Annotated in this window: 22 protein-coding genes; 14 read left to right on the top strand and 8 right to left on the bottom strand. The window is 65.1% G+C overall.

The window, feature by feature from the left end; all coding sequences use genetic code 11:
- Window positions 1–6: 6 nt before the first annotated feature.
- A complete protein-coding gene (locus ACRDNQ_RS17340) occupies window positions 7–243 on the bottom strand; it encodes a hypothetical protein (protein ID WP_431829971.1) in 237 nt (78 codons plus the stop codon).
- A 398-nt stretch (window positions 244–641) separates the two neighbouring features.
- Between ACRDNQ_RS17340 and rpsM the strand changes: the two genes are divergently transcribed.
- The 4 genes from rpsM to rplQ all read left to right on the top strand — a co-directional run bounded on the left by rpsM (window position 642) and on the right by rplQ (window position 3,100).
- Window positions 642–1,010, top strand: a complete 369-nt coding sequence (gene rpsM / locus ACRDNQ_RS17335) for a 30S ribosomal protein S13 (RefSeq protein ID WP_431829970.1) — start codon at window positions 642–644, stop codon at window positions 1,008–1,010.
- 12 nt (window positions 1,011–1,022) lie between these two features.
- Window positions 1,023–1,415: a 30S ribosomal protein S11 gene (gene rpsK, locus ACRDNQ_RS17330; RefSeq protein WP_431829969.1), complete on the top strand. Its 393-nt coding sequence runs from the start codon at window positions 1,023–1,025 to the stop codon at window positions 1,413–1,415.
- 117 nt (window positions 1,416–1,532) lie between these two features.
- On the top strand, window positions 1,533–2,549 hold the full coding sequence (locus tag ACRDNQ_RS17325; protein ID WP_431829968.1) for a DNA-directed RNA polymerase subunit alpha: 1,017 nt from the start codon (window positions 1,533–1,535) through the stop codon (window positions 2,547–2,549).
- Between the two features lie 128 nt (window positions 2,550–2,677).
- Window positions 2,678–3,100 (top strand): 50S ribosomal protein L17, encoded by a 423-nt coding sequence (gene rplQ / locus ACRDNQ_RS17320; RefSeq protein ID WP_431829967.1) that lies wholly within the window; start codon window positions 2,678–2,680, stop codon window positions 3,098–3,100.
- Window positions 3,101–3,213: 113 nt separating this feature from the next.
- Here rplQ and ACRDNQ_RS17315 read toward each other — a convergent pair whose 3' ends face one another.
- Window positions 3,214–3,393 (bottom strand): hypothetical protein, encoded by a 180-nt coding sequence (locus tag ACRDNQ_RS17315; RefSeq protein WP_431829966.1) that lies wholly within the window; start codon window positions 3,391–3,393, stop codon window positions 3,214–3,216.
- Window positions 3,394–3,585: 192 nt separating this feature from the next.
- Here ACRDNQ_RS17315 and ACRDNQ_RS17310 point away from each other — a divergent pair, with 192 nt between their 5' ends.
- The 10 genes from ACRDNQ_RS17310 to ACRDNQ_RS17265 all read left to right on the top strand — a co-directional run bounded on the left by ACRDNQ_RS17310 (window position 3,586) and on the right by ACRDNQ_RS17265 (window position 13,222).
- Complete coding sequence (locus ACRDNQ_RS17310) at window positions 3,586–4,275, top strand: helix-turn-helix transcriptional regulator (RefSeq protein WP_431829965.1); 690 nt, start codon at window positions 3,586–3,588, stop codon at window positions 4,273–4,275.
- A 50-nt stretch (window positions 4,276–4,325) separates the two neighbouring features.
- The gene (locus ACRDNQ_RS17305; RefSeq protein ID WP_431829964.1) at window positions 4,326–4,913 is read left to right on the top strand and encodes an acyl-homoserine-lactone synthase; all 588 of its coding nucleotides are present in this window, start codon (window positions 4,326–4,328) and stop codon (window positions 4,911–4,913) included.
- Window positions 4,914–5,003: 90 nt separating this feature from the next.
- Complete coding sequence (locus tag ACRDNQ_RS17300; RefSeq protein ID WP_431829963.1) at window positions 5,004–6,320, top strand: replication-associated recombination protein A; 1,317 nt, start codon at window positions 5,004–5,006, stop codon at window positions 6,318–6,320.
- Between the two features lie 32 nt (window positions 6,321–6,352).
- Complete coding sequence (crcB, locus tag ACRDNQ_RS17295) at window positions 6,353–6,733, top strand: fluoride efflux transporter CrcB (protein WP_431829962.1); 381 nt, start codon at window positions 6,353–6,355, stop codon at window positions 6,731–6,733.
- On the top strand, window positions 6,730–7,779 hold the full coding sequence (locus ACRDNQ_RS17290; RefSeq protein ID WP_431829961.1) for an RluA family pseudouridine synthase: 1,050 nt from the start codon (window positions 6,730–6,732) through the stop codon (window positions 7,777–7,779). The genes crcB and ACRDNQ_RS17290 overlap by 4 nt, the downstream gene beginning before the upstream one ends.
- Before the next feature lie 4 nt (window positions 7,780–7,783).
- On the top strand, window positions 7,784–8,500 hold the full coding sequence (locus ACRDNQ_RS17285; protein WP_431829960.1) for an ATP12 family chaperone protein: 717 nt from the start codon (window positions 7,784–7,786) through the stop codon (window positions 8,498–8,500).
- Between the two features lie 202 nt (window positions 8,501–8,702).
- Window positions 8,703–9,719 carry an amino acid ABC transporter substrate-binding protein gene (locus tag ACRDNQ_RS17280; protein ID WP_431829959.1) on the top strand — a complete coding sequence of 339 codons (1,017 nt, stop codon included), beginning with the start codon at window positions 8,703–8,705 and terminating at the stop codon, window positions 9,717–9,719.
- A gap of 145 nt (window positions 9,720–9,864) precedes the next feature.
- Window positions 9,865–11,100: an amino acid ABC transporter permease gene (locus ACRDNQ_RS17275; protein WP_431829958.1), complete on the top strand. Its 1,236-nt coding sequence runs from the start codon at window positions 9,865–9,867 to the stop codon at window positions 11,098–11,100.
- A gap of 1 nt (window position 11,101) precedes the next feature.
- Window positions 11,102–12,418 (top strand): amino acid ABC transporter permease, encoded by a 1,317-nt coding sequence (locus tag ACRDNQ_RS17270; protein WP_431829957.1) that lies wholly within the window; start codon window positions 11,102–11,104, stop codon window positions 12,416–12,418.
- Between the two features lie 12 nt (window positions 12,419–12,430).
- Entirely contained in the window at window positions 12,431–13,222 is a 792-nt protein-coding gene (locus tag ACRDNQ_RS17265) for an amino acid ABC transporter ATP-binding protein (RefSeq protein WP_431829956.1), read from the top strand.
- A gap of 23 nt (window positions 13,223–13,245) precedes the next feature.
- Here the strand turns inward: ACRDNQ_RS17265 and ACRDNQ_RS17260 are convergent, their stop codons facing one another.
- From ACRDNQ_RS17260 to yidC, 6 genes are all read right to left on the bottom strand, one after another.
- The gene (locus ACRDNQ_RS17260) at window positions 13,246–13,752 is read right to left on the bottom strand and encodes a SixA phosphatase family protein (RefSeq protein ID WP_431829955.1); all 507 of its coding nucleotides are present in this window, start codon (window positions 13,750–13,752) and stop codon (window positions 13,246–13,248) included.
- Window positions 13,749–14,402, bottom strand: coding sequence for a ferredoxin (locus ACRDNQ_RS17255; RefSeq protein WP_431829954.1), 654 nt, complete (start codon window positions 14,400–14,402; stop codon window positions 13,749–13,751). Before ACRDNQ_RS17255 ends, ACRDNQ_RS17260 begins: the two co-directional genes overlap by 4 nt.
- A complete protein-coding gene (gene argB, locus ACRDNQ_RS17250) occupies window positions 14,399–15,268 on the bottom strand; it encodes an acetylglutamate kinase (RefSeq protein ID WP_431829953.1) in 870 nt (289 codons plus the stop codon). The genes ACRDNQ_RS17255 and argB overlap by 4 nt, the downstream gene beginning before the upstream one ends.
- Before the next feature lie 63 nt (window positions 15,269–15,331).
- Entirely contained in the window at window positions 15,332–15,988 is a 657-nt protein-coding gene (gene yihA / locus ACRDNQ_RS17245) for a ribosome biogenesis GTP-binding protein YihA/YsxC (protein WP_431829952.1), read from the bottom strand.
- Between the two features lies 1 nt (window position 15,989).
- The gene (locus ACRDNQ_RS17240) at window positions 15,990–16,736 is read right to left on the bottom strand and encodes an MOSC domain-containing protein (RefSeq protein WP_431829951.1); all 747 of its coding nucleotides are present in this window, start codon (window positions 16,734–16,736) and stop codon (window positions 15,990–15,992) included.
- Entirely contained in the window at window positions 16,733–18,574 is a 1,842-nt protein-coding gene (gene yidC, locus ACRDNQ_RS17235; RefSeq protein WP_431829950.1) for a membrane protein insertase YidC, read from the bottom strand. Before yidC ends, ACRDNQ_RS17240 begins: the two co-directional genes overlap by 4 nt.
- Between the last annotated feature and the right edge of the window lie 50 nt (window positions 18,575–18,624).

The following is an 18,624-nucleotide window of genomic DNA, read 5'->3' as shown; positions in this document are numbered from 1 at the left end:
CCGCCTTCAGCGGTCGTCGGCCAAGGGGCCCGCGCGCCGCGCGCCCAGGGTGCGCCGCAGCCGCCCGAGTGAGGCACCGCTCAGCCCGAGATATCGGGCAATCTCGACATCGTCGAGGCCGTAATCCTCAAGGGCCGCAAGCGTGCGGCGCGGCATGGGCCCGATCCTTTGCAGGATGTAGGCATGGTGTGCGTGCGTCGCATTGGTGACGTTCCCTCGCGCGGTCTTCGGTTCGTGTGTCACGATCGCCTCCCCTACGCCGGTGTCGGCACCTGCCTTTTCGGCGCCTGTCGCTGGCATCATACCCCGGATCGGATCAGAATGCGCGTCTTGACAGGCCGGTTCGGGAGGATGGCCCGGGGATCGGCGGGATTTCGCGGCGCCGCCTGCCAGGCCGACCCGCCACATCCTGCGGCGGCCCCGCGGCCGCGGGGGCGTGCAGCGCGGGGCGTATGGCCTTGACGGCCCGGGCGATACCCCATATGTCACCGCATCCCGGAAGGGAATCGCTTCGGCCTTTGGGACTTCCCGGTGGTCAAGCCCCGAGACGAACGCTTCAGCCCGGCGGCCATGTGTCCCGGGCTTGATGTTGTGAAAAAAGGTTCTGGCGCTACGGAACCGCAACGAAAGGACCAGACGACGTGGCACGTATTGCCGGCGTGAACATCCCGACTGCAAAGCGGGTTCCCATCGCCCTTACCTACATTACCGGAATCGGCCCCGCTTCGGCGCGTGCCATCTGTGACGCCGTGAAGATCGAGGAAAGCCGCCGGGTCAACGAACTCAGCGACGCCGAGGTTCTGGCGATCCGCGAACATATCGACGCCAACTACACCGTCGAAGGCGACCTGCGCCGCGAAGTGCAGATGAACATCAAGCGCCTGATGGACCTGGGGTGCTACCGTGGCCTGCGCCACCGCCGCAATCTTCCGGTTCGCGGCCAGCGCACCCATACCAACGCGCGCACCCGCAAGGGCCCCGCGAAGCCGATCGCCGGCAAGAAGAAATAAGGAGGCTTCGAGATGGCTCGTGATACCCGTCGCGGAGGCAAGAAGAAGGTCTCCAAGAACATCGCCGCAGGCGTGGCGCATGTGAATTCGTCGTTCAACAACACCAAGATCCTGATCTCGGACGTGCAGGGCAACGCGATTGCCTGGTCGTCGGCCGGCACGATGGGCTTCAAGGGGTCGCGCAAGTCGACGCCCTATGCCGCCCAGATGGCCGCTGAAGATGCCGGCCGCAAGGCACAGGAACATGGCGTACGCACGCTGGAAGTCGAAGTGCAGGGCCCCGGTTCGGGCCGTGAGTCGGCCCTGCGCGCGCTGGCTGCCGTGGGCTTCAACATCACGTCCATCCGTGATGTGACGCCGATGGCCCACAATGGCTGCCGGCCGCCGAAGCGCCGCCGCGTCTGACCGACAGTGTTTTTCCGACAGGCCATGCGCGCCCCGCGTGGCCTGTCGCAGATTTTTTGACCCTCGGGCGCTGACCGCTACGGACATGGGCGGAAGGCAGGAATTGAGGAGACCCGCATGATCCACAAGAACTGGCAGGAATTGATCAAGCCGACGCAGCTTGAGGTGAAGCCCGGCAACGACCCGGCGCGCCAGGCGACCGTCGTCGCCGAGCCGCTCGAGCGCGGATTCGGCCTGACGCTGGGCAACGCGCTGCGGCGCGTCCTGATGTCGAGCCTGCAGGGTGGCGCGATCACCAGCGTCCAGATCGACAACGTCCTGCACGAATTCTCGTCGGTCGCGGGTGTCCGCGAGGACGTGACCGACATCGTCCTGAACCTGAAGGGCGTCGCGATTCGCATGGAAGTCGAGGGGCCCAAGCGCCTGTCGATCTCGGCGAAAGGGCCGCAGGTCGTCACCGCCGGCGACATCTCGGAAAGCTCGGGCATCGAGATCCTGAACAAGGACCATGTGATCTGCCACCTCGACGATGGCGCCGACCTGTTCATGGAACTGACCGTGAATACGGGAAAGGGCTATGTCTCGGCCGACAAGAACCGCCCCGAGGATGCGCCGATCGGTCTGATCCCGATCGACGCGATCTATTCGCCGGTGAAGAAGGTCAGCTACGACGTTCAGCCGACCCGCGAAGGCCAGGTTCTTGACTACGACAAGCTGACCCTCAAGCTCGAGACCGACGGCTCGATCACCCCCGATGATGCCGTGGCCTATGCCGCGCGCATCTTGCAGGACCAGCTGTCGATCTTCGTGAACTTCGAAGAGCCTGAATCGGCCGGCCGCGGCGAAGAGGAAACCGGGCTCGAGTTCAATCCGCTTCTGCTGAAGAAGGTGGACGAGCTGGAGCTTTCGGTGCGTTCGGCCAACTGCCTGAAGAACGACAACATCGTCTACATCGGCGATCTGATCCAGAAGACCGAAGCCGAGATGCTGCGCACCCCGAACTTCGGCCGCAAGTCGCTGAACGAGATCAAGGAAGTGCTTTCGGGCATGGGCCTGCACCTTGGCATGGATGTCGAGGAATGGCCGCCCGAGAACATCGAGGATCTGGCCAAGAAGTTCGAGGACCAGTTCTGAACCAGACCACGGCGGGCCTTCGGGCCCGCCGGCACCCCGGGCAATCCCGCCCCAAGGAGAGCCGGTGACACGCATCGCCGGTCGGACAAAGCAAAACAGCCCGTAGAGGGCAACACGGAGACAGACCCATGCGTCACGCAAGCGGATACCGCCGCCTCAACCGGACACACGAGCACCGCAAGGCGCTTTTCGCCAACATGGCCGGTGCGCTCATCGAACACGAACAGATCAAGACGACGCTGCCGAAGGCGAAGGAGCTCAAGCGGATCGCTGACAAGCTCATCACGCTGGGCAAGCGCGGTGATCTGCACGCCCGCCGGCAGGCGGCCGCGCAACTGAAGCAGGACGCCCATGTCCAGAAGCTTTTCGAGGTGCTGGGCCCGCGCTACAAGGAGCGCAACGGCGGCTACACCCGTGTGCTGAAGGCCGGGTTCCGGTATGGCGACATGGCGCCGATGGCGATCATCGAGCTTGTGGACCGCGACCCCGACGCCAAGGGCGCCGGTGACCGCGCCCGTGTCGCCGCCGAAGAGGCGATGAGCGACGAATAGGTCCAGGTCGCCCCTTCGGGCGGCGCACTTAGGATCGAAAGGCCGGCGTCCAGCCGGCCTTTTGCGTTTTCAGGCCGCGGGTGCGAGGCATGAAGACCCCGCCGCGCCATGGGTCAGGTCGGCCTGTTGCGTGTCGCAACCTTGAGCGAGATCGACAGGCAGATCGATTCGAATACCTCGTCGGCCGAGGCCGTCTTGCGACTGCTCAGCGTGATGAAGGACAAGACGACGTCGCGTTCCCGTTTCGGCATCGCGTCAAGGATCGTGGCGGGCGGATTGGCTGCGTAAGACAAGACACTTTCCGTTGTCTCTGGTTGCAGAACACACTTTATGGTTGAAAACTGTTGCCACAACCTGTCTAAATGGACAGGTCAGGGGCAGTCGCCTTGTCACCCCAGGTTGCGGACCAGATTGGCTGCGGTTCGGTTGGCACGACGCCCTGTTCGCATGGTGCGACAAGGACATTGGCAGAGAGACAGCCCAGCATGTGGCGCGCGACCGAGGAATTCCGGAAACCGATCAAGTCCGAGGACGAACAACAGGCGGCATCGGCGCGCCGACGCGGGCCCCGTGCGCCGACGCTGGACCAGATGTTTCTTGACCTTGGACGGCTGGCGCCGGCCGGATTCTCGGCAGGGCTTCACATCCGTTTCGCCGCGCCGCTTGTCTATGTCCGCACGTACTCCGATGCCTGGCTTCGCACCTATGACGAGAACGCCTATGCCCTGCGCGACCCCCTTGTCTTCTGGGGTCTGGGGGTAAAGGGGCAGACCCGCTGGAGCGACATTCGCCTGCCGGATCCGTTCAACATTCTTGGTCAGGCTCGCAAGGCCGGACTGACCTTCGGTGCGGTCATTTCCTGCGGGCCGATCACATCCCGATCGATCGTCGGTCTGGCCCGTGGGGACCGCGAATTCACCGAAGACGAAATCGACGCTGCCGCTGCCCTGGTCCACGAGATGCATGACGCGGCCGAGCCTCCGACGGAATTGACCCCGGCGCAGATCGAGGCTTTGCGTCTTCTTGCTGATGGGGACAGGCACACCGCAGCGGCTGCCAAGCTCGGGATATCTGAAAGCGCGCTCAAGGTCCGACTGCATTCGGCGCGCGTCCGCCTTGGTGCGCGTACGACGGCGCAGGCACTGAAGAAGGCACGTGAATACGGACTTCTCTGAAGTCGTGGCCTCCCCGCGACAGGTTTTACAACCCCAAGCTGGAGGCTACCATGCAAGCGACTACCCTTTCTTTCGACAACATCCACAAGCACGGCGACCTTTTCGCCAACATGCTGCGGGCGCGGCACCGCACCTTCATCGAGCGCAACAACTGGGACCTGCCCCAGGCCGACGGCATGGAGTTCGACCAGTACGATACGCCGGCAAGTCGCTGGATCGCGGTGCATGAATTCGGCCGCGTTCTGGCCGGGGTGCGCCTGACGCCTACGACCGCGCGGGTCGGCATCTACACCTACATGATTCGCGATGCCCAACGCGGACTGCTCGAATCGATCCCGCGCGACCTCCTCTGGGACGAGGCACCGGTCGCCCCCCATATCTGGGAATCGAGCCGCGTCTTCGTGTCCGAGGACGTGCCCTCGAAGGTCCGACTGAAGGTGCAGATCGAACTGATCGCCGAGATGGTGCGCTCGGCGCGCGATCTTGGCGCGACCAAGGTGCTGGGCCTTATCCCCGAGCATTCGCCGCGTCTTGCCCGACGGACGGGGATCGACTGCCTTCCGGCGGGTCCGGTGCTTGATATCGACGGCTCTCGCAGTGTCTGCGTGAACATCTCGATGGCGACCAAGCTTCACTGAAAGAGCGCTTGCGGACGCCCGGCGAGGGGGCGTGGGCGTCCGCAAGCGGCCCTTCCAGCGACCCCGAAGGCGGCGTAGTCTGGCCGTCTGATGGCTGATCTGTTCGACACAGCCCCACAGGGCGACTTTCCCGCCGGGCCCCTGCGCCCGCTGGCGGATCGCCTGCGGCCGGCAACCCTGGCCGACGTCATCGGACAAGAGGCGGTCATCGGTCCCGACGCGCCCCTTGGCGCGATGCTTGCCGGCGGACACCTGTCGTCGATCATCCTCTGGGGGCCGCCGGGCGTCGGCAAGACCACGATCGCGCGACTGCTGGCCCATGCCACCGATCTGCATTTCGAACAGATCAGCGCGATCTTTTCCGGTGTGGCAGACCTGAAGAAAGTCTTCGAATCGGCGAAACTGCGCCGCCGCAACGGGCGGGGAACGCTTCTTTTCGTCGACGAGATCCATCGCTTCAACAAGGCGCAGCAGGACAGCTTCCTGCCGCACATGGAAGACGGCACCATCGTGCTTGTCGGCGCGACGACCGAAAATCCGTCGTTCGAGCTGAACTCGGCCCTTCTGAGCCGTGCGCAGGTCCTGGTTCTGAAACGCCTGAGCCTTGCCGACCTCGAGCGCCTTGTCCAGCGCGCCGAACAGGAGATCGGTCGCCCGCTTCCACTGACCGGCGAGGCGCGCGAGGCTCTGCTCGAGATGGCCGATGGCGACGGTCGCGCGCTTCTCAACCTGATCGAGCAGGTCGCCGCCTGGCCGGCGAAGGAAAAACTTGATCCGCAGGCCCTTGGCGCTCGCCTCATGCGGCGGGCCGCGCAGTATGACCGCGCCGGGGACGAGCATTACAACCTTATCTCCGCCCTGCACAAATCCGTGCGCGGCTCCGATCCCGACGCCGCGCTTTACTGGTTTGCGCGGATGCTGGGCGGGGGCGAGGATCCGCGCTTTCTGGCCCGCCGGATCACCCGCATGGCGGTCGAGGACATCGGCCTTGCCGATCCGCAGGCGCAGCGCCTGTGCCTGGATGCCTGGGAAACCTACGAACGCCTTGGCAGCCCCGAGGGAGAACTCGCCCTTGCACAGGCGGTGATCTACCTGGCGCTCGCGCCGAAATCGAACGCCACCTACACGGCCTTCAAGGCCGCCATCGACGCCGCGCGGCGCACCGGGTCCGAACCGCCGCCCCTGCATATCCGCAACGCTCCGACGAAGTTGATGAAGGAGCAGGGCTATGGAGCGGGCTACGACTATGACCACGACGCCCAGGACGGGTTCTCGGGACAGAACTACTTTCCCGAGGGCATGCAACGGGGGGTCTATTACCAGCCGGTCGAGCGCGGACACGAACGAGAGTTGAAACGCCGGCTGGATTACTTCGTGAAGCTGCGGCTGAAGCGGCAGTCCGGTTGACTCCGCCCGTCGCGCGCACCATGACGCCCTCCATGATCTCGACCCTTCTTCAGGTGGCCCTTGGCGGCGCGGTCGGCGCGAGCCTGCGGTATGTTGCCGGGATCGGCGTCGTGCGCCTTGTTGGGCACACCGGCTTTCCACTGGCCATTCTGGCGGTGAACGTGCTGGGCAGCCTACTCATGGGGCTTTTCGTGGCGGCTGCCGCGCATCGCGGGCTCACGCATCTTTCGCCGCTTGTGGCCACCGGCCTTCTGGGCGGGTTCACGACGTTCTCGGCTTTCTCGCTCGAGGCGGTGACGCTTTATGAACGTGGCGACCTTGGGCTGGCCGCGCTTTATGTGGGTCTGTCGGTCGCCCTGTCGATCGCGGGGATGATGGCAGGTCTGTGGATCGGGCGGGGGATCTTCGCATGACGGGCGTGCAGACATTGACGGTCGGACCCGACGAGGGTGACCAGCGGCTGGATCGCTGGCTGCGCAAGCGCTTTCCCCAGCTTTCCCAGGTGCAGATCGAGAAATTGTGCCGCACCGGGCAGATCCGCGTCGATGGCGGCCGGGTGAAGGGGGCCACGAGGATCGAGACCGGTCAGGCGGTCCGCGTGCCGCCGCTTCCCGCGGCCGGCACAAGGCCCGACCGTGCCGCGTCGGCCGGACCCAGCGCAAGCGATGCCGAGATGATCCAGAGCGCGGTACTGTGGAAGGACGACCACATCATCGCACTGAACAAGCCGCCAGGCCTTCCAAGCCAAGGCGGAAGCGGTCAGGGCGACCGCCATGTCGATGCGCTGGCCGAGGCGCTGAAGTTCGGGCGGGCCGAGAAGCCGATGCTTGTGCACCGGCTGGACAAGGACACGTCGGGCGTGCTGCTGCTGGCGCGGTCCGAACGCATCGCCCGCCGCCTGTCGGAAGCCTTCCGCGCACGAGAGACGCGCAAGATCTATTGGGCCGCGGTCGCCGGTGCCCCGCAGCCGCGCATGGGCACGATCCGCTTCGGCCTTGTGAAGGCGCCTGGGCGGGGGCGGGGCGGCGAGGGCGAAAAGATGCTGTGCATCCATCCCCGAGACATCGAGACGACCGAGGGCGCCAAACGCGCGACCACCGATTACGCGGTGCTCTCGTCCCTGGGCACCCGGGTGTCCTGGGTGGCGCTGGTCCCGATCACGGGGCGCACGCACCAGCTTCGGGCGCATATGGCCGAGATCGGGCACCCGATCGTGGGCGACGGCAAGTACGGCGGATCGGGGCAGGAGAACCTCGGCGAGGGCTGGGGCGCGCAACTGGGCGGCGAGGTCAGCCGCAAGCTGCATCTGCATGCCCGCTCGATCAGTTTCACCCATCCGATCACCGGGGCCGCGGTCACCATCACCGCGCCGCTGCCCGACCACATGCAGCGCACCTGGACGATGTTCGACTGGCGCGAGGCCGACGTTCCCGCCGATCCCTTCGCCGACGAGGACTGAACCGATGGCCGAATGGGCACCCAAGCGATTCTGGACCATGGCCGCCACCGTCGCCCGGGATGGCGGGTTTGGCATCGTGCTTGACGGGCGCGTCGTGCGCACGCCGGACCGGCGTGATCTTGTCGTGCCGACCAATGCCCTGGCCGAGGCGATTGCAGCCGAATGGAACGCCCAGGGCGAGGTTCTCGTGCCCACGTCCATGCCGATGACGCGCATGGCGAATACCGCGATCGACCGCGTGGCGGACAGGCATGGCGAGGTCGCGGCCTATGTGGCGGGCTACGGCGCGACCGACCTGCTGTGCTATCGCGCCGAAGGCCCGGGCCTGCTGGCCGCACGGCAGGCGACTGCCTGGGACCCGCTGCTTGACTGGGTGGCCAAGACGTTCGGCGCACGCCTCGTCTCGACCGTGGGGGTCATGCCTGTTGCGCAACCGCCTGCGGCGCTGGACCCGCTTCGGCGCGCGGTCGAGGACTTCGATGCCTTCGGTCTCACGGGTCTGCACGATCTGGTGACTTTGTCGGGCTCGCTCGTGCTGGGGCTGGCTGTTGCGAGGGGGCATCTGGACGCCGAGGATGCCTGGGCGAGGTCGCGCCTCGACGAAGATTGGCAGGTCGAGCAATGGGGCCACGACGACGAAGCCGAGATCGCCGCGGGGAATCGGCGTGACGCATTCCTTTCGGCGGAAAGCTTCATTCGGTCTGCCCAAAATTTGACCTGACCCAACGTCATTCCGCAAGAAATTGAAGTAACCCTTGTTTCACGCGGTCTGCGGCCGTTTTCGCCCCCCATGACCTTGACGTCGGAAAGGGATTGCGCCCAAAATCGCGGCTGTTGGGGAGAAACAACCCTTCATTCCACACGCTGGCCGCCCGCGGCCGGTAGAACCGTTCTTAAAGAACGGACAATCAGGAAGAGGTAACATGAAAAAATCGGTATTCCTTGGCACTCTCGCGTTTGCCGGCCTTGCGGCCGGGGCGGCGGCTGCGGCGACGCTTGACGACGTCAAGGCCCGCGGCAAGCTGAACTGTGGCGTGACCACCGGCCTCGTCGGCTTTGCCGCTCCGGACGCCAACGGCGTCTGGGAGGGCTTCGACGTGGCTGTCTGCCGCGCGGTCGCTGCGGCCGTTCTTGGCGACCCCACGGCCGTCGAGTTCGTGCCCACCACTGGCCAGACCCGCTTCACCGCGCTTGCGTCGGGTGAAATCGACCTGCTGGCGCGCAACACGACGTGGACCTTCTCGCGCGACGTCGACCTCAAGTTCGAGTTCGTCGGCATCAACTACTACGACGGTCAGGGCTTCATCGCCCCCCGCGAACTGGGCGTGACCTCGGCGAAGGAACTCGACGGCGCCACGGTCTGCATCCAGACCGGCACCACGACCGAGCTGAACCTTGCGGACTTCTTCCGCTCCAACAACATCAGCTACGAGCCGGTGCCGATCGAAACGAACGCCGAAGCCCAGCAGCAGTATCTTGCCGGCGCCTGCGACGTTTACACGACCGACGCCTCGGGTCTGGCTTCGACCCGCGCCACGTTCGAGAACCCGGCCGATCACGTGATCCTGCCCGAGATCATCTCGAAAGAGCCGCTGGGCCCGCTGGTGCGCCATGGCGACAACGAGTGGGGTGACATCGCGCGCTGGACGCTGAATGCCCTGATCGCAGCCGAAGAATACGGCGTGACGTCGGCCAATGTCGACGAACTGGCGAAAGGCACCGACAATCCCGAGATCAACCGCCTTCTCGGGACCGAGGGCAACCTCGGCGAGATGCTTGGCCTCGACAACCAGTGGGCTGTTCGCGCCATCAAGGCCGGCGGCAACTATGGCGAGGTGTTCGAGAAGAACATCGGCGAGAACACCCCTATCGGTCTGGCGCGCGGCCTGAACGCGCAGTGGACCGATGGCGGCCTTCTGTACGCGCCGCCGTTCCGCTGATCGGATGACGGAGGGGGCGCGGCCAGATCGCCGCGCCCCTTTCGCTTCGAGTGGCCAAGAATGAAGCAGTCGCCGCACGGGGGCGGGACATCGGATCAACCGATGCAGCAGCCCGGGAAGAACGGCGCCTCGCGGGGAGAGGACGATGTCGACAATGACCGATGCGCCGGGACAGGGATTCCGGCTGAGCCAGCTTATCTACGACACGCGCTACCGATCCATGACGATCCAGGTCGTCGCGATGATCCTTCTGATGCTCGCGTTCTCGTGGCTGATCTCGAACACGATCCAGAACCTTCAGGCTCTGGGCAAGGACTTCAACTTCGGGTTCCTGAGCCAGCCCGCGGGTTATGACATCAACCAGCGCCTGATCGCCTACGACAGCCAGTCCACCCATGGACGCGCGGCGATGGTCGGCATCCTGAACACGATATTGGTGGCCGTTCTGGGCTGCATTCTTGCCACGATCCTTGGGGTCATTGCGGGCGTTCTGCGGCTGTCAAGGAACTGGCTCGTCGCCAAGCTGATGTCCGTCTACGTCGAAGGATTCCGAAACGTACCGCTTCTGCTGTGGATCCTTCTGATCTTCGCGCTGATGACGGAATCCATGCCGACGCCGCGCGACTTCCGCGGAGACGAAGCGACGGCCTCAATGATCCTCTTCGATTCCGTGGCAATCACCAATCGCGGGGTCTACGTGCCCGCGGTTCACCTTGCCAACCCGCTGAGCGGCGGCTCGTTCCTCAACTGGCTGGTCATTTTGGGTGTTCTTGCGGCGTCGATCTTCACGATGCGCCGCGTCAGTGCCCGGGCCACCGCGCAGCAAGAGGCGACGGGGATCCGCCCCAAGACCTGGCATATCCATCTGGCGCTTCTGTTCGTGCCGACCGGGCTGGTGCTGGCGCTGCTGGGCGCGCACCTTGTTCGACCGGAACTGAGCGGCTTCAACTTCAACGGCGGCATTCACCTGCGCAACTCGCTCATCGCGTTGTGGCTTGCGCTGTCGCTTTACACCGGCGCCTTCATCGCCGAGATCGTGCGCGGCGGGATCCTCGCGATCTCGAAGGGGCAGACCGAGGCCGCCTATGCCCTTGGATTGCGCCCCTCGACCACGATGAACCTCGTGATCCTGCCACAGGCCATGCGGGTCATCATTCCGCCGCTGATCTCGCAGTTTCTGAACCTCACCAAGAACAGCTCGCTTGCCATCGCCGTGGGCTACATGGACGTGCGGTCGACTCTGGGCGGCATCACCATCAACCAGACCGGACGCGAGCTTGAGGGGATGCTTCTTCTGGGGGTTTTCTACCTGGTTCTCAGCCTGCTGATCTCGGGCGTGATGAACGTCTACAACAACTCGGTCAAGCTGAAGGAGCGGTAGGATGAGCGACACCCACGCACAGACTGTCGCCTTCGCGCGCGACACGATGATCGAACCTCAGGACCCGCCGCTGACGGAATCGGGGATCTTCAAATGGGTGCGCGAGAACATGTTCTCGGGCTGGCTCAACATCCTGCTGACCGTGGTCTCGCTTTACGTGATCTGGTGGGCCCTGAGCCATGTGCTGCCCTGGGCCATCAATGGCATCTGGAACGCCGGTTCGCTGAACGAATGCCGCCAGATCCGTGACGCCACCCTTGGGCCCGACGCCTCGGCGGCCTGCTGGGCGGTCATCGCGGAACGCTGGCCTCAGCTCATCTTCGGGTTCTATCCGCCCGAGCTGTACTGGCGGCCGATCCTGGCCTTCGTGGTCTTCCTGCTGGCCGTGATGCCTGTTCTTTTCCCCGAACTGCCGCGCAAGACGATGTGGCTGTCGCTGGCGGCGCCGTTCGTGGTCTTCTGGCTGATCTGGGGCGGGTCAATCTGGGGCGCCGTCAGCGTGGCGCTGGGCTTCGCCGTGGGCTGGGCTGCGTTTACCTTCGTCGGGCGCCTGGCCGGGGCGCTGGTCGGCACGATCGCAGCCCTGCTTCTGCCGGTCGTCTACTGGCTGTTCCTCGACCTGCCGGTGAAGTCGGCTCTCGACGCGATCGTCCCGATCGCGCTGACCCCGGTCGAGACGAACGACATCGGCGGCTTCATGCTGGCGCTGATCATCGGGATCGCGGGGATCACCCTGTCGCTGCCGCTGGGCATCCTTCTGGCGCTTGGACGCCAGTCGAACATGCTGATCATCAACAAGACCTGCGTCTTCTTCATCGAGGTGATCCGGGGCGTGCCGCTGATCGTGTGGCTTTTCACCGCCTCGCTTCTGCTCAACTACTTCCTGCCGCCGGGGACGAACTTCGACCTGATGCTGCGCGTCATCATCATGGTCACGCTCTTCGCCTCGGCCTATATCGCGGAAGTCGTCCGGGGCGGGCTGGCGGCCCTTCCACGCGGGCAATACGAAGCAGCAGATGCACTTGGCCTCGACTACTGGAAGTCGATGCGCCTGATCATCCTTCCGCAGGCGCTGAAGATCTCGATCCCCGGGATCGTGAACACCTTCATCGGGCTTTTCAAGGACACGACGCTTGTGGTCTTCATCGGGCTTCTCGACCCGATCGGGCTGACGAACTCGATCCGCGCCACGACCGAGTGGAATGGTATCTACTGGGAGCTTTTCGTCTTCATCGGGCTTCTGTTCTTCGCCTTCTGCTTCACCATGGGGCAGTATTCGCTTTACCTCGAACGCAAGCTGCGTCGCGAGCATCGGTAAGGAGATCCTTTGATGTCAGAACTCGCCATCGACCGCGAAATCGACCGCAGCCAGATGCGTGTGTCGGATGAAGTCGCGGTCCAGATCACCAAGATGAACAAGTGGTACGGCACGTTCCACGTGCTGCGCGACATCGACCTGACGGTGTACCGGGGGGAAAGGATCGTCATCGCGGGCCCGTCGGGTTCGGGGAAGTCGACTCTGATCCGCTGCATCAACCGGCTTGAGGAGCACCAGTCGGGCAGCATCATGGTGGACGGCACCGAGCTGTCGTCGGACCTCAAGAACATCGACAAGATCCGCTCGGAAGTCGGGATGGTGTTCCAGCACTTCAACCTCTTCCCGCACCTCACGATCCTCGAGAACTGCACGCTGGCGCCGATCTGGGTTCGCAAGATCCCGAAGCGGGAAGCTGAAGAGACCGCGATGCACTTCCTTGAAAAGGTCAAGATCCCCGAGCAGGCGCTGAAGTACCCTGGCCAGTTGTCGGGCGGCCAGCAGCAGCGGGTGGCGATCGCGCGGTCGCTGTGCATGAAGCCCCGGATCATGCTGTTTGACGAGCCGACCTCGGCACTCGATCCCGAGATGATCAAGGAAGTGCTCGACACCATGGTCGAGCTGGCCGAGGAAGGCATGACGATGCTCTGTGTCACACACGAAATGGGCTTCGCCCGTCAGGTGGCGAACCGGGTCATCTTCATGGATGCGGGCCAGATCGTCGAACAGAACGAGCCCGAGGAATTCTTCCTAAACCCGCAACACGAGCGCACGAAGCTGTTCCTGAGCCAGATCCTCGGCCACTAGGCCGGGGGCCGGCGGGACCCGAGTCAGCCGATCAGGTCGCGCGGTACGACGAAGTCGCGCACCGCGCCGCCGCCCCAATCGGCGGCGGGCCAGTCGTTGATGTCGAAGTCCATGACCGTCGTCGCCGCTGTCGGATAGTCGGCGAAGCGCGGATGCGCTGGGGGTGAGGACACGATCCTTTCCGCGAACTCGGCGATGCCCGGATTGTGGCCGATCAACATGACGACCGGCGCCTTCGCGGTTCGCAGCACATTCAGCATGACTTGCGGTCCGGCGTGATAGAGCGCGGGTTCGCTGTGCATGACGACGTCGGCAGGCATGGTGGGCGCCATGCACCCCCAGGTTTCGACCGTGCGACGCGCGCCCGAGACCAGAACTTCGTCGGGAAGGTGGCCCTTCGCGCGCAGCCAGTCCCCGATTGCGGCAGCCGACGCCCGGCCCCGCCCGTTCAAGGGGCGGTCATGGTCGTCGAGACGGGGATCGTCCCAACTGGATTTCGCGTGACGTGTCAGGATAAGCTGCCGTGTCATCGATGAAAGCGCGCCATGTGAAATGCCGATTGCTGTGGCAACCTTCCGTAATTCCTGCTGACTGGGCAAGACCGCCGCACATCACAGCCCTGCGACATGCACGCCTGTCCCGCGTCGGTATCCAGAAAGGCGTGGCAGGCCGCGACGTCGTAATGTCCGCTTGCAAGCGCCTGCACGGGACAGGCCGTCAGGCAGGGCCGGTCGGCGCAGGTGTCGCAGGGCCGGGCGGGCCGTGTCGCGGGCAACTCCAGCCGCTCGGTCAGGGCCAGCGCGCCGCGATAGGACAGCATCAGGCCGGCCGTCTCGTGCACAAGTAGCGTCACGGGCGACTGCCAGGCGCGGCCCGACGCAAGGGCCCAACGCACGAAGGGCCTGAAAGGCGGGCCGCCGAAAGGAAAAAGCGCGGTCGCCGCAAAGGCGCAGGCCAGATCCCCGATCACCCGAGACGACCAGCGGTCCAGCGGGTCGGGCGCCCCGTCGAGAAACTCGGGCGCCTTCGTCACGTGTGGCCAGAACCCGGGTTCGGAAGGTCCGAGAAGAACAAGCGTCCCGGTGCCGTCCGGCGTCTCGTCCCCGGCTCGGGGATGGAAGGCCCCGAAGACGGCAAGCCCCTCGCGTCCTGCCGAGGCATCGATGTCGGTCAGCGTCACCGGGGGGTGCGAATCAGGCTGCCGGCGCCATGCTCGGTGTAAAGCTCCAGGAGGCAGGCGTTGGGCGCGCGCCCGTCAAGGATGACCACGGCCCGGACCCCGCCTTCAATCGCGTCGAGCGCGGTGTCGACCTTGGGGATCATGCCGCCCTGGATCGTGCCGTCGGCCTTCATCGCCCGGATCTGGTCCGGGGTCAGCTCGGTCACCACCGCGCCGTCGGCGTTTTTCACGCCGGCCACGTCGGTCAAGAGAAGCAGGCGGTCCGCCTTCAGGCTTGCGGCGATGGCGCCAGCGGCGGTGTCCCCGTTGACGTTGAACGTCTCGCCCGCGCGGCCAGTGCCTATGGGTGCGATGACCGGGATCGTCTCGGCGGCTGCCAGCGCGCGCAGGAACGCGGGGTTCATCTCGACCGGACGGCCCACGAAGCCAAGCGCTGGGTCGTCGGGTTCGCAGACCATCAGGTTCGCGTCCTTGCCCGACAGGCCCACGGCCTTCCCGCCCTGCGCGTTGATCGCCTGAACGATCCGCTTGTTGACGCGGCCGGACAGCACCATCTCGACCACCTCGACGGTGGCGGCATCGGTCACGCGCTTGCCGTTCACGAACTCGGACTGGATGTCGAGCCGCTTGAGCATGTCGTTGATCATCGGGCCGCCGCCGTGCACGATCACCGGGTTCACCCCGACCTGCCGCATCAGCACCACGTCGCGTGCGAAGGTGTCCATGGCCGCGTCGTCGCCCATGGCATTGCCGCCGAACTTGATGACCACCGTCGCGCCGTCATAGCGCTGAAGGTAGGGCAGGGCCTCGGACAGGGTCCGGGCGGTGGCAATCCAGTCGCGGTTCATCGTATCGCGGGCTTTCATCTTGGGTCCCCCCGGGCCATCAGGGCTTCGTTTATCGCCTTGGGTGCCGCCGCTCAAGCGCGGCTATTCCAGCGTCGCGACCACGGCGCGCAGGGCGTCGATGCCCCAGCCCTTCTCGGACGAGGTCACGACGATCTCGGGGAAGGCGGCTGGATGCCTGGCAAGGGCCGCGCGGACCTGCGCCAGCACCTTGTCGCGCTCGGTCGCCTTCACCTTGTCGGCCTTCGTCAGGACGCACTGAAAGGTCACCGCCGCGCGGTCGAGCAACTTGAGGATCTCTTCGTCCACGGCTTTCACGCCATGCCGCGCGTCGATCAGAACGAAGGCGCGCCGCAGCGAGGGCCGGCCCGAGAGATACGCCTTGAGCAGGGCCTGCCAGCGTTCCTTCACCTTGACCGGCGCGTTGGCGAAGCCATAGCCAGGCAGGTCGACCAGGTACTTGCTGTCCCCTGCGGCGAAGAAGTTGATTTCCTGCGTGCGGCCCGGCGTGTTCGAGGCGCGCGCAAGCGCCTTTTGCCCGGTCAGCGCGTTGATCAGGCTAGACTTGCCGACGTTCGAGCGGCCGGCGAAACAGACCTCTACCCGGTCGGCCGGGGGCAGGCCGTCCATGGCGACGACGCCCTTGACGAAGGTGACCGGCCCGGCAAACAGAAGGCGGCCAGCTTCGATGGCCTCGGTCGACGGCTCGGCTTCGGGAAAGGGCAGGGCGTCAGCGGGCATGTCAGAGCACCTCGACCTTGTCACCGGGGCGGACCTTGCCGCCTTCGACGACCGACGCATAGACGCCGAAATCCTGATGATCCCAGCTTCGCAACGCGGCCAGCGTGTCGACGTCCCGCCGCCCGGTGTCGGGGTTGGCCATGGTCGCCTTGCAGCGCGTGATCCGCTCTTCGACACGCAGGACGGCCGCGCCGATCCGGATCTCGCGCCCCGGCCATTCAAATTCTTCCCAGGGGGCAAGACCATCGATCCAGAGGTTGCCGCGCCAACGGTGGATCGACAGCGGATGCCCGACGCGGCCTTCGACCGCGCGGTGACTCGATAACCCGTTGATCGAGATCCAGGGCTCGGGCACATCGGTCAGGTGCGCGTCCCGTGCCGCTGCGACGGCGGTGGGCGCGGGCAGATCGGCCGGCCAGATCCGTGTGAGCCAATCCAGAAACATGGGCCAGTCCCGAGGGTCGTCTGGCGCGATCTCGACCCGCCCGGCCTCGGGATGATCGAGCGACAGGCGGCGTGCCACCTCGTCCAGTCGCGCCGTCACCGCCATGAGGGCGGGCGCGCTGACCCCGCGCAGGAAATTCGCCTTGGGTCGCCAGCCGTCGCCCGGCTTCGCGGCGGCGTGCTCGACCGCCCAGAGGCGGTCGAAGGGGAGCCATTTCGCGGGTTCGAGCCTTGCCTCGGACAGTCCCTCGCGCCCCAGCGCCTTCAGCGGATGACGCCAGATCTGGGCGAGGCGGACGGTCATTCCTTGCCAGGCGCCTTGCGCTTGAAGCCCGACAGAATGTTGCCGAAGACGTCCGGCTTGTAGCCCTGACTGCGCATGATCGCGTACTGCTGGATGAAGGTGATCGTGTTGTTTGCGATCCAGTAGAGCACGAGGCCGCTCGCGAAGCTGCCCAGCATGAACATGAAGACCCAGGGCATCCAGGCGAAGATCATCGCCTGCGTCGGATCCGTCGGTGCCGGGTTCAGCTTCTGCTGCAGCCACATCGAGATCCCGAGGATCAGCGGCATGATGCCGATGAACATCAGCGCAAGGATCGAGCCCGGATCGGGCGCGGCCCAGGGCAGGAGGCCCCAAAGGTTCCAAAAGGACGACGGGTCCGGTGCCGACAGGTCGCGGATCCAGCCGATCCACGGCGCATGGCGAAGTTCGATGGTGACGAAGATCACCTTGTAGAGCGAGAAGAAGATCGGGATCTGCAGCAGGATCGGCAAACAGCCCGAGGCAGGGTTCACCTTCTCCTTCTTGTAAAGCTCCATCATCTCGGTCTGGAGCTTCTGGCGGTCGTCGCCGGCACGCTCCTTGATCTTCTCCATCTCGGGCTGAAGTTCCTTCATCTTCGCCATCGAGACGTAGGACTTGTAGGCCAGCGGGAAGAGCAGCGCCTTGATGATCAGCGTCAGCGCGATGATCGACCAGCCCATGTTGCCGATCAGGGCGTTCAGGTTGTGCAACAGCCAGAAGATCGGCTTCGTCAGGAAGTAGAACCAGCCCCAGTCGATCGAGTCGATGAACCGATAGATGGCTTGTTCGCGCTCGTAGGTGCGGATGGTTTCCCATTCCTTCGCGCCTGCAAACAGGCGCTGGGTGACTTCCGCCGTCGCACCGGGGGCGACCTCCATCGTCGGCAGAAGCGCGGTCGTCCGGAAGACGTCGCGCTCGGGATCATATTGCACCGCCGAGGTGAAGGACTGATCCCCGTCGGGGATCAGGGTGGTCATCCAGTAGTGGTCGGTGAAGCCGATCCAGCCGTTACCGGAGATGTCGATCACCTCGGCCGCGGGCCCCCAGCGCGGATCGGGATCAAGATCGCGGACATCGGAATACTTGATCTCGTCCAGCCTCTCGCCCGTCTGGCGGATGACGCCTTCGTGGAGGATGAAGAAGCCCTTGAGGTCGGCGGGTTCACCATGGCGGGCGATCAGGCCGTAGGGTGCCACGCGGGCCGCGCTGTCGCCCGTGTTCGTCACCGACTGGGTGATGGTGAACATGTAGTCGTCGTCAAGCGAGATGGTGCGGCGGAACACAAGCCCGGCGCCGTTGTCCCAGACAAGCGTCACGTCCCTTCCGGGGGCAAGGCTGTCGCCGGATTCGAGCGTATAGGGCGTGTCGATGTTGGGCACGTCATCGGTCGTCAGCCCGCCGCCGGGCGACCAGCCGAAGAGCGCGTAGTAGGCACCGGCCGTTCCTTGCGGCGTCAGCAGCGTGACGATCGGGGCATCGTCGGCCAGCGTGACGCGATAATCCTTAAGCGACAGGTCGTCGATCCGCCCGCCGACCAGCGAGATCGAGCCTTCAAGACGGTCGGTCAGGATCGGGATGCGCGCGGTGGTGGCCAGGGCGGCATCACGGCTTTCGCCGGGTGTCGTGACGCCGGGAATGACGGCGGGGCTGTCGGCGTCGGCGCCGGGCACCACGGCGCCAGGGATGGCAGCGCCGGGGCCTTCGGTCGTTGCCGTGGCCTGGGGCAGCGTGTCGACGGGAACGGGCTCTTCGGGCGGGAAAAGAAGGAACCAGACAAGGATCACCGCAAAGCTGAGCGCCGTCGCCAAAATCAGGTTCTTGTTCTGATCGTCCATCACCCGCCACCGCCTGTGCAGATTGAATCACGGGGGTTCAATCGTTCGCG

This window comes from Saliniferula longa (assembly GCF_050789285.1).
Classification (GTDB): Bacteria; Pseudomonadota; Alphaproteobacteria; order Rhodobacterales; family Rhodobacteraceae; genus CAVPWP01.
The sequence above is the reverse complement of the archived record's forward strand: the minus strand, read 5'-3'. Positions and strand labels throughout refer to the sequence as shown.

Coding starts and splice junctions, on each gene's coding strand:
- rpsK (WP_431829969.1), top strand. CDS start 1,023: ATGGCTCGTGATACCCGTCGCGGAGGCAAGAAGAAGGTCTCCAAGAAC.
- ACRDNQ_RS17325 (WP_431829968.1), top strand. CDS start 1,533: ATGATCCACAAGAACTGGCAGGAATTGATCAAGCCGACGCAGCTTGAG.
- rplQ (WP_431829967.1), top strand. CDS start 2,678: ATGCGTCACGCAAGCGGATACCGCCGCCTCAACCGGACACACGAGCAC.
- ACRDNQ_RS17310 (WP_431829965.1), top strand. CDS start 3,586: ATGTGGCGCGCGACCGAGGAATTCCGGAAACCGATCAAGTCCGAGGAC.
- ACRDNQ_RS17305 (WP_431829964.1), top strand. CDS start 4,326: ATGCAAGCGACTACCCTTTCTTTCGACAACATCCACAAGCACGGCGAC.
- ACRDNQ_RS17300 (WP_431829963.1), top strand. CDS start 5,004: ATGGCTGATCTGTTCGACACAGCCCCACAGGGCGACTTTCCCGCCGGG.
- crcB (WP_431829962.1), top strand. CDS start 6,353: ATGATCTCGACCCTTCTTCAGGTGGCCCTTGGCGGCGCGGTCGGCGCG.
- ACRDNQ_RS17290 (WP_431829961.1), top strand. CDS start 6,730: ATGACGGGCGTGCAGACATTGACGGTCGGACCCGACGAGGGTGACCAG.
- ACRDNQ_RS17285 (WP_431829960.1), top strand. CDS start 7,784: ATGGCCGAATGGGCACCCAAGCGATTCTGGACCATGGCCGCCACCGTC.
- ACRDNQ_RS17280 (WP_431829959.1), top strand. CDS start 8,703: ATGAAAAAATCGGTATTCCTTGGCACTCTCGCGTTTGCCGGCCTTGCG.
- ACRDNQ_RS17275 (WP_431829958.1), top strand. CDS start 9,865: ATGTCGACAATGACCGATGCGCCGGGACAGGGATTCCGGCTGAGCCAG.
- ACRDNQ_RS17270 (WP_431829957.1), top strand. CDS start 11,102: ATGAGCGACACCCACGCACAGACTGTCGCCTTCGCGCGCGACACGATG.
- ACRDNQ_RS17265 (WP_431829956.1), top strand. CDS start 12,431: ATGTCAGAACTCGCCATCGACCGCGAAATCGACCGCAGCCAGATGCGT.
- ACRDNQ_RS17260 (WP_431829955.1), bottom strand. CDS start 13,752: ATGACACGGCAGCTTATCCTGACACGTCACGCGAAATCCAGTTGGGAC.
- argB (WP_431829953.1), bottom strand. CDS start 15,268: ATGAAAGCCCGCGATACGATGAACCGCGACTGGATTGCCACCGCCCGG.
- yihA (WP_431829952.1), bottom strand. CDS start 15,988: ATGCCCGCTGACGCCCTGCCCTTTCCCGAAGCCGAGCCGTCGACCGAG.
- ACRDNQ_RS17240 (WP_431829951.1), bottom strand. CDS start 16,736: ATGACCGTCCGCCTCGCCCAGATCTGGCGTCATCCGCTGAAGGCGCTG.
- yidC (WP_431829950.1), bottom strand. CDS start 18,574: ATGGACGATCAGAACAAGAACCTGATTTTGGCGACGGCGCTCAGCTTT.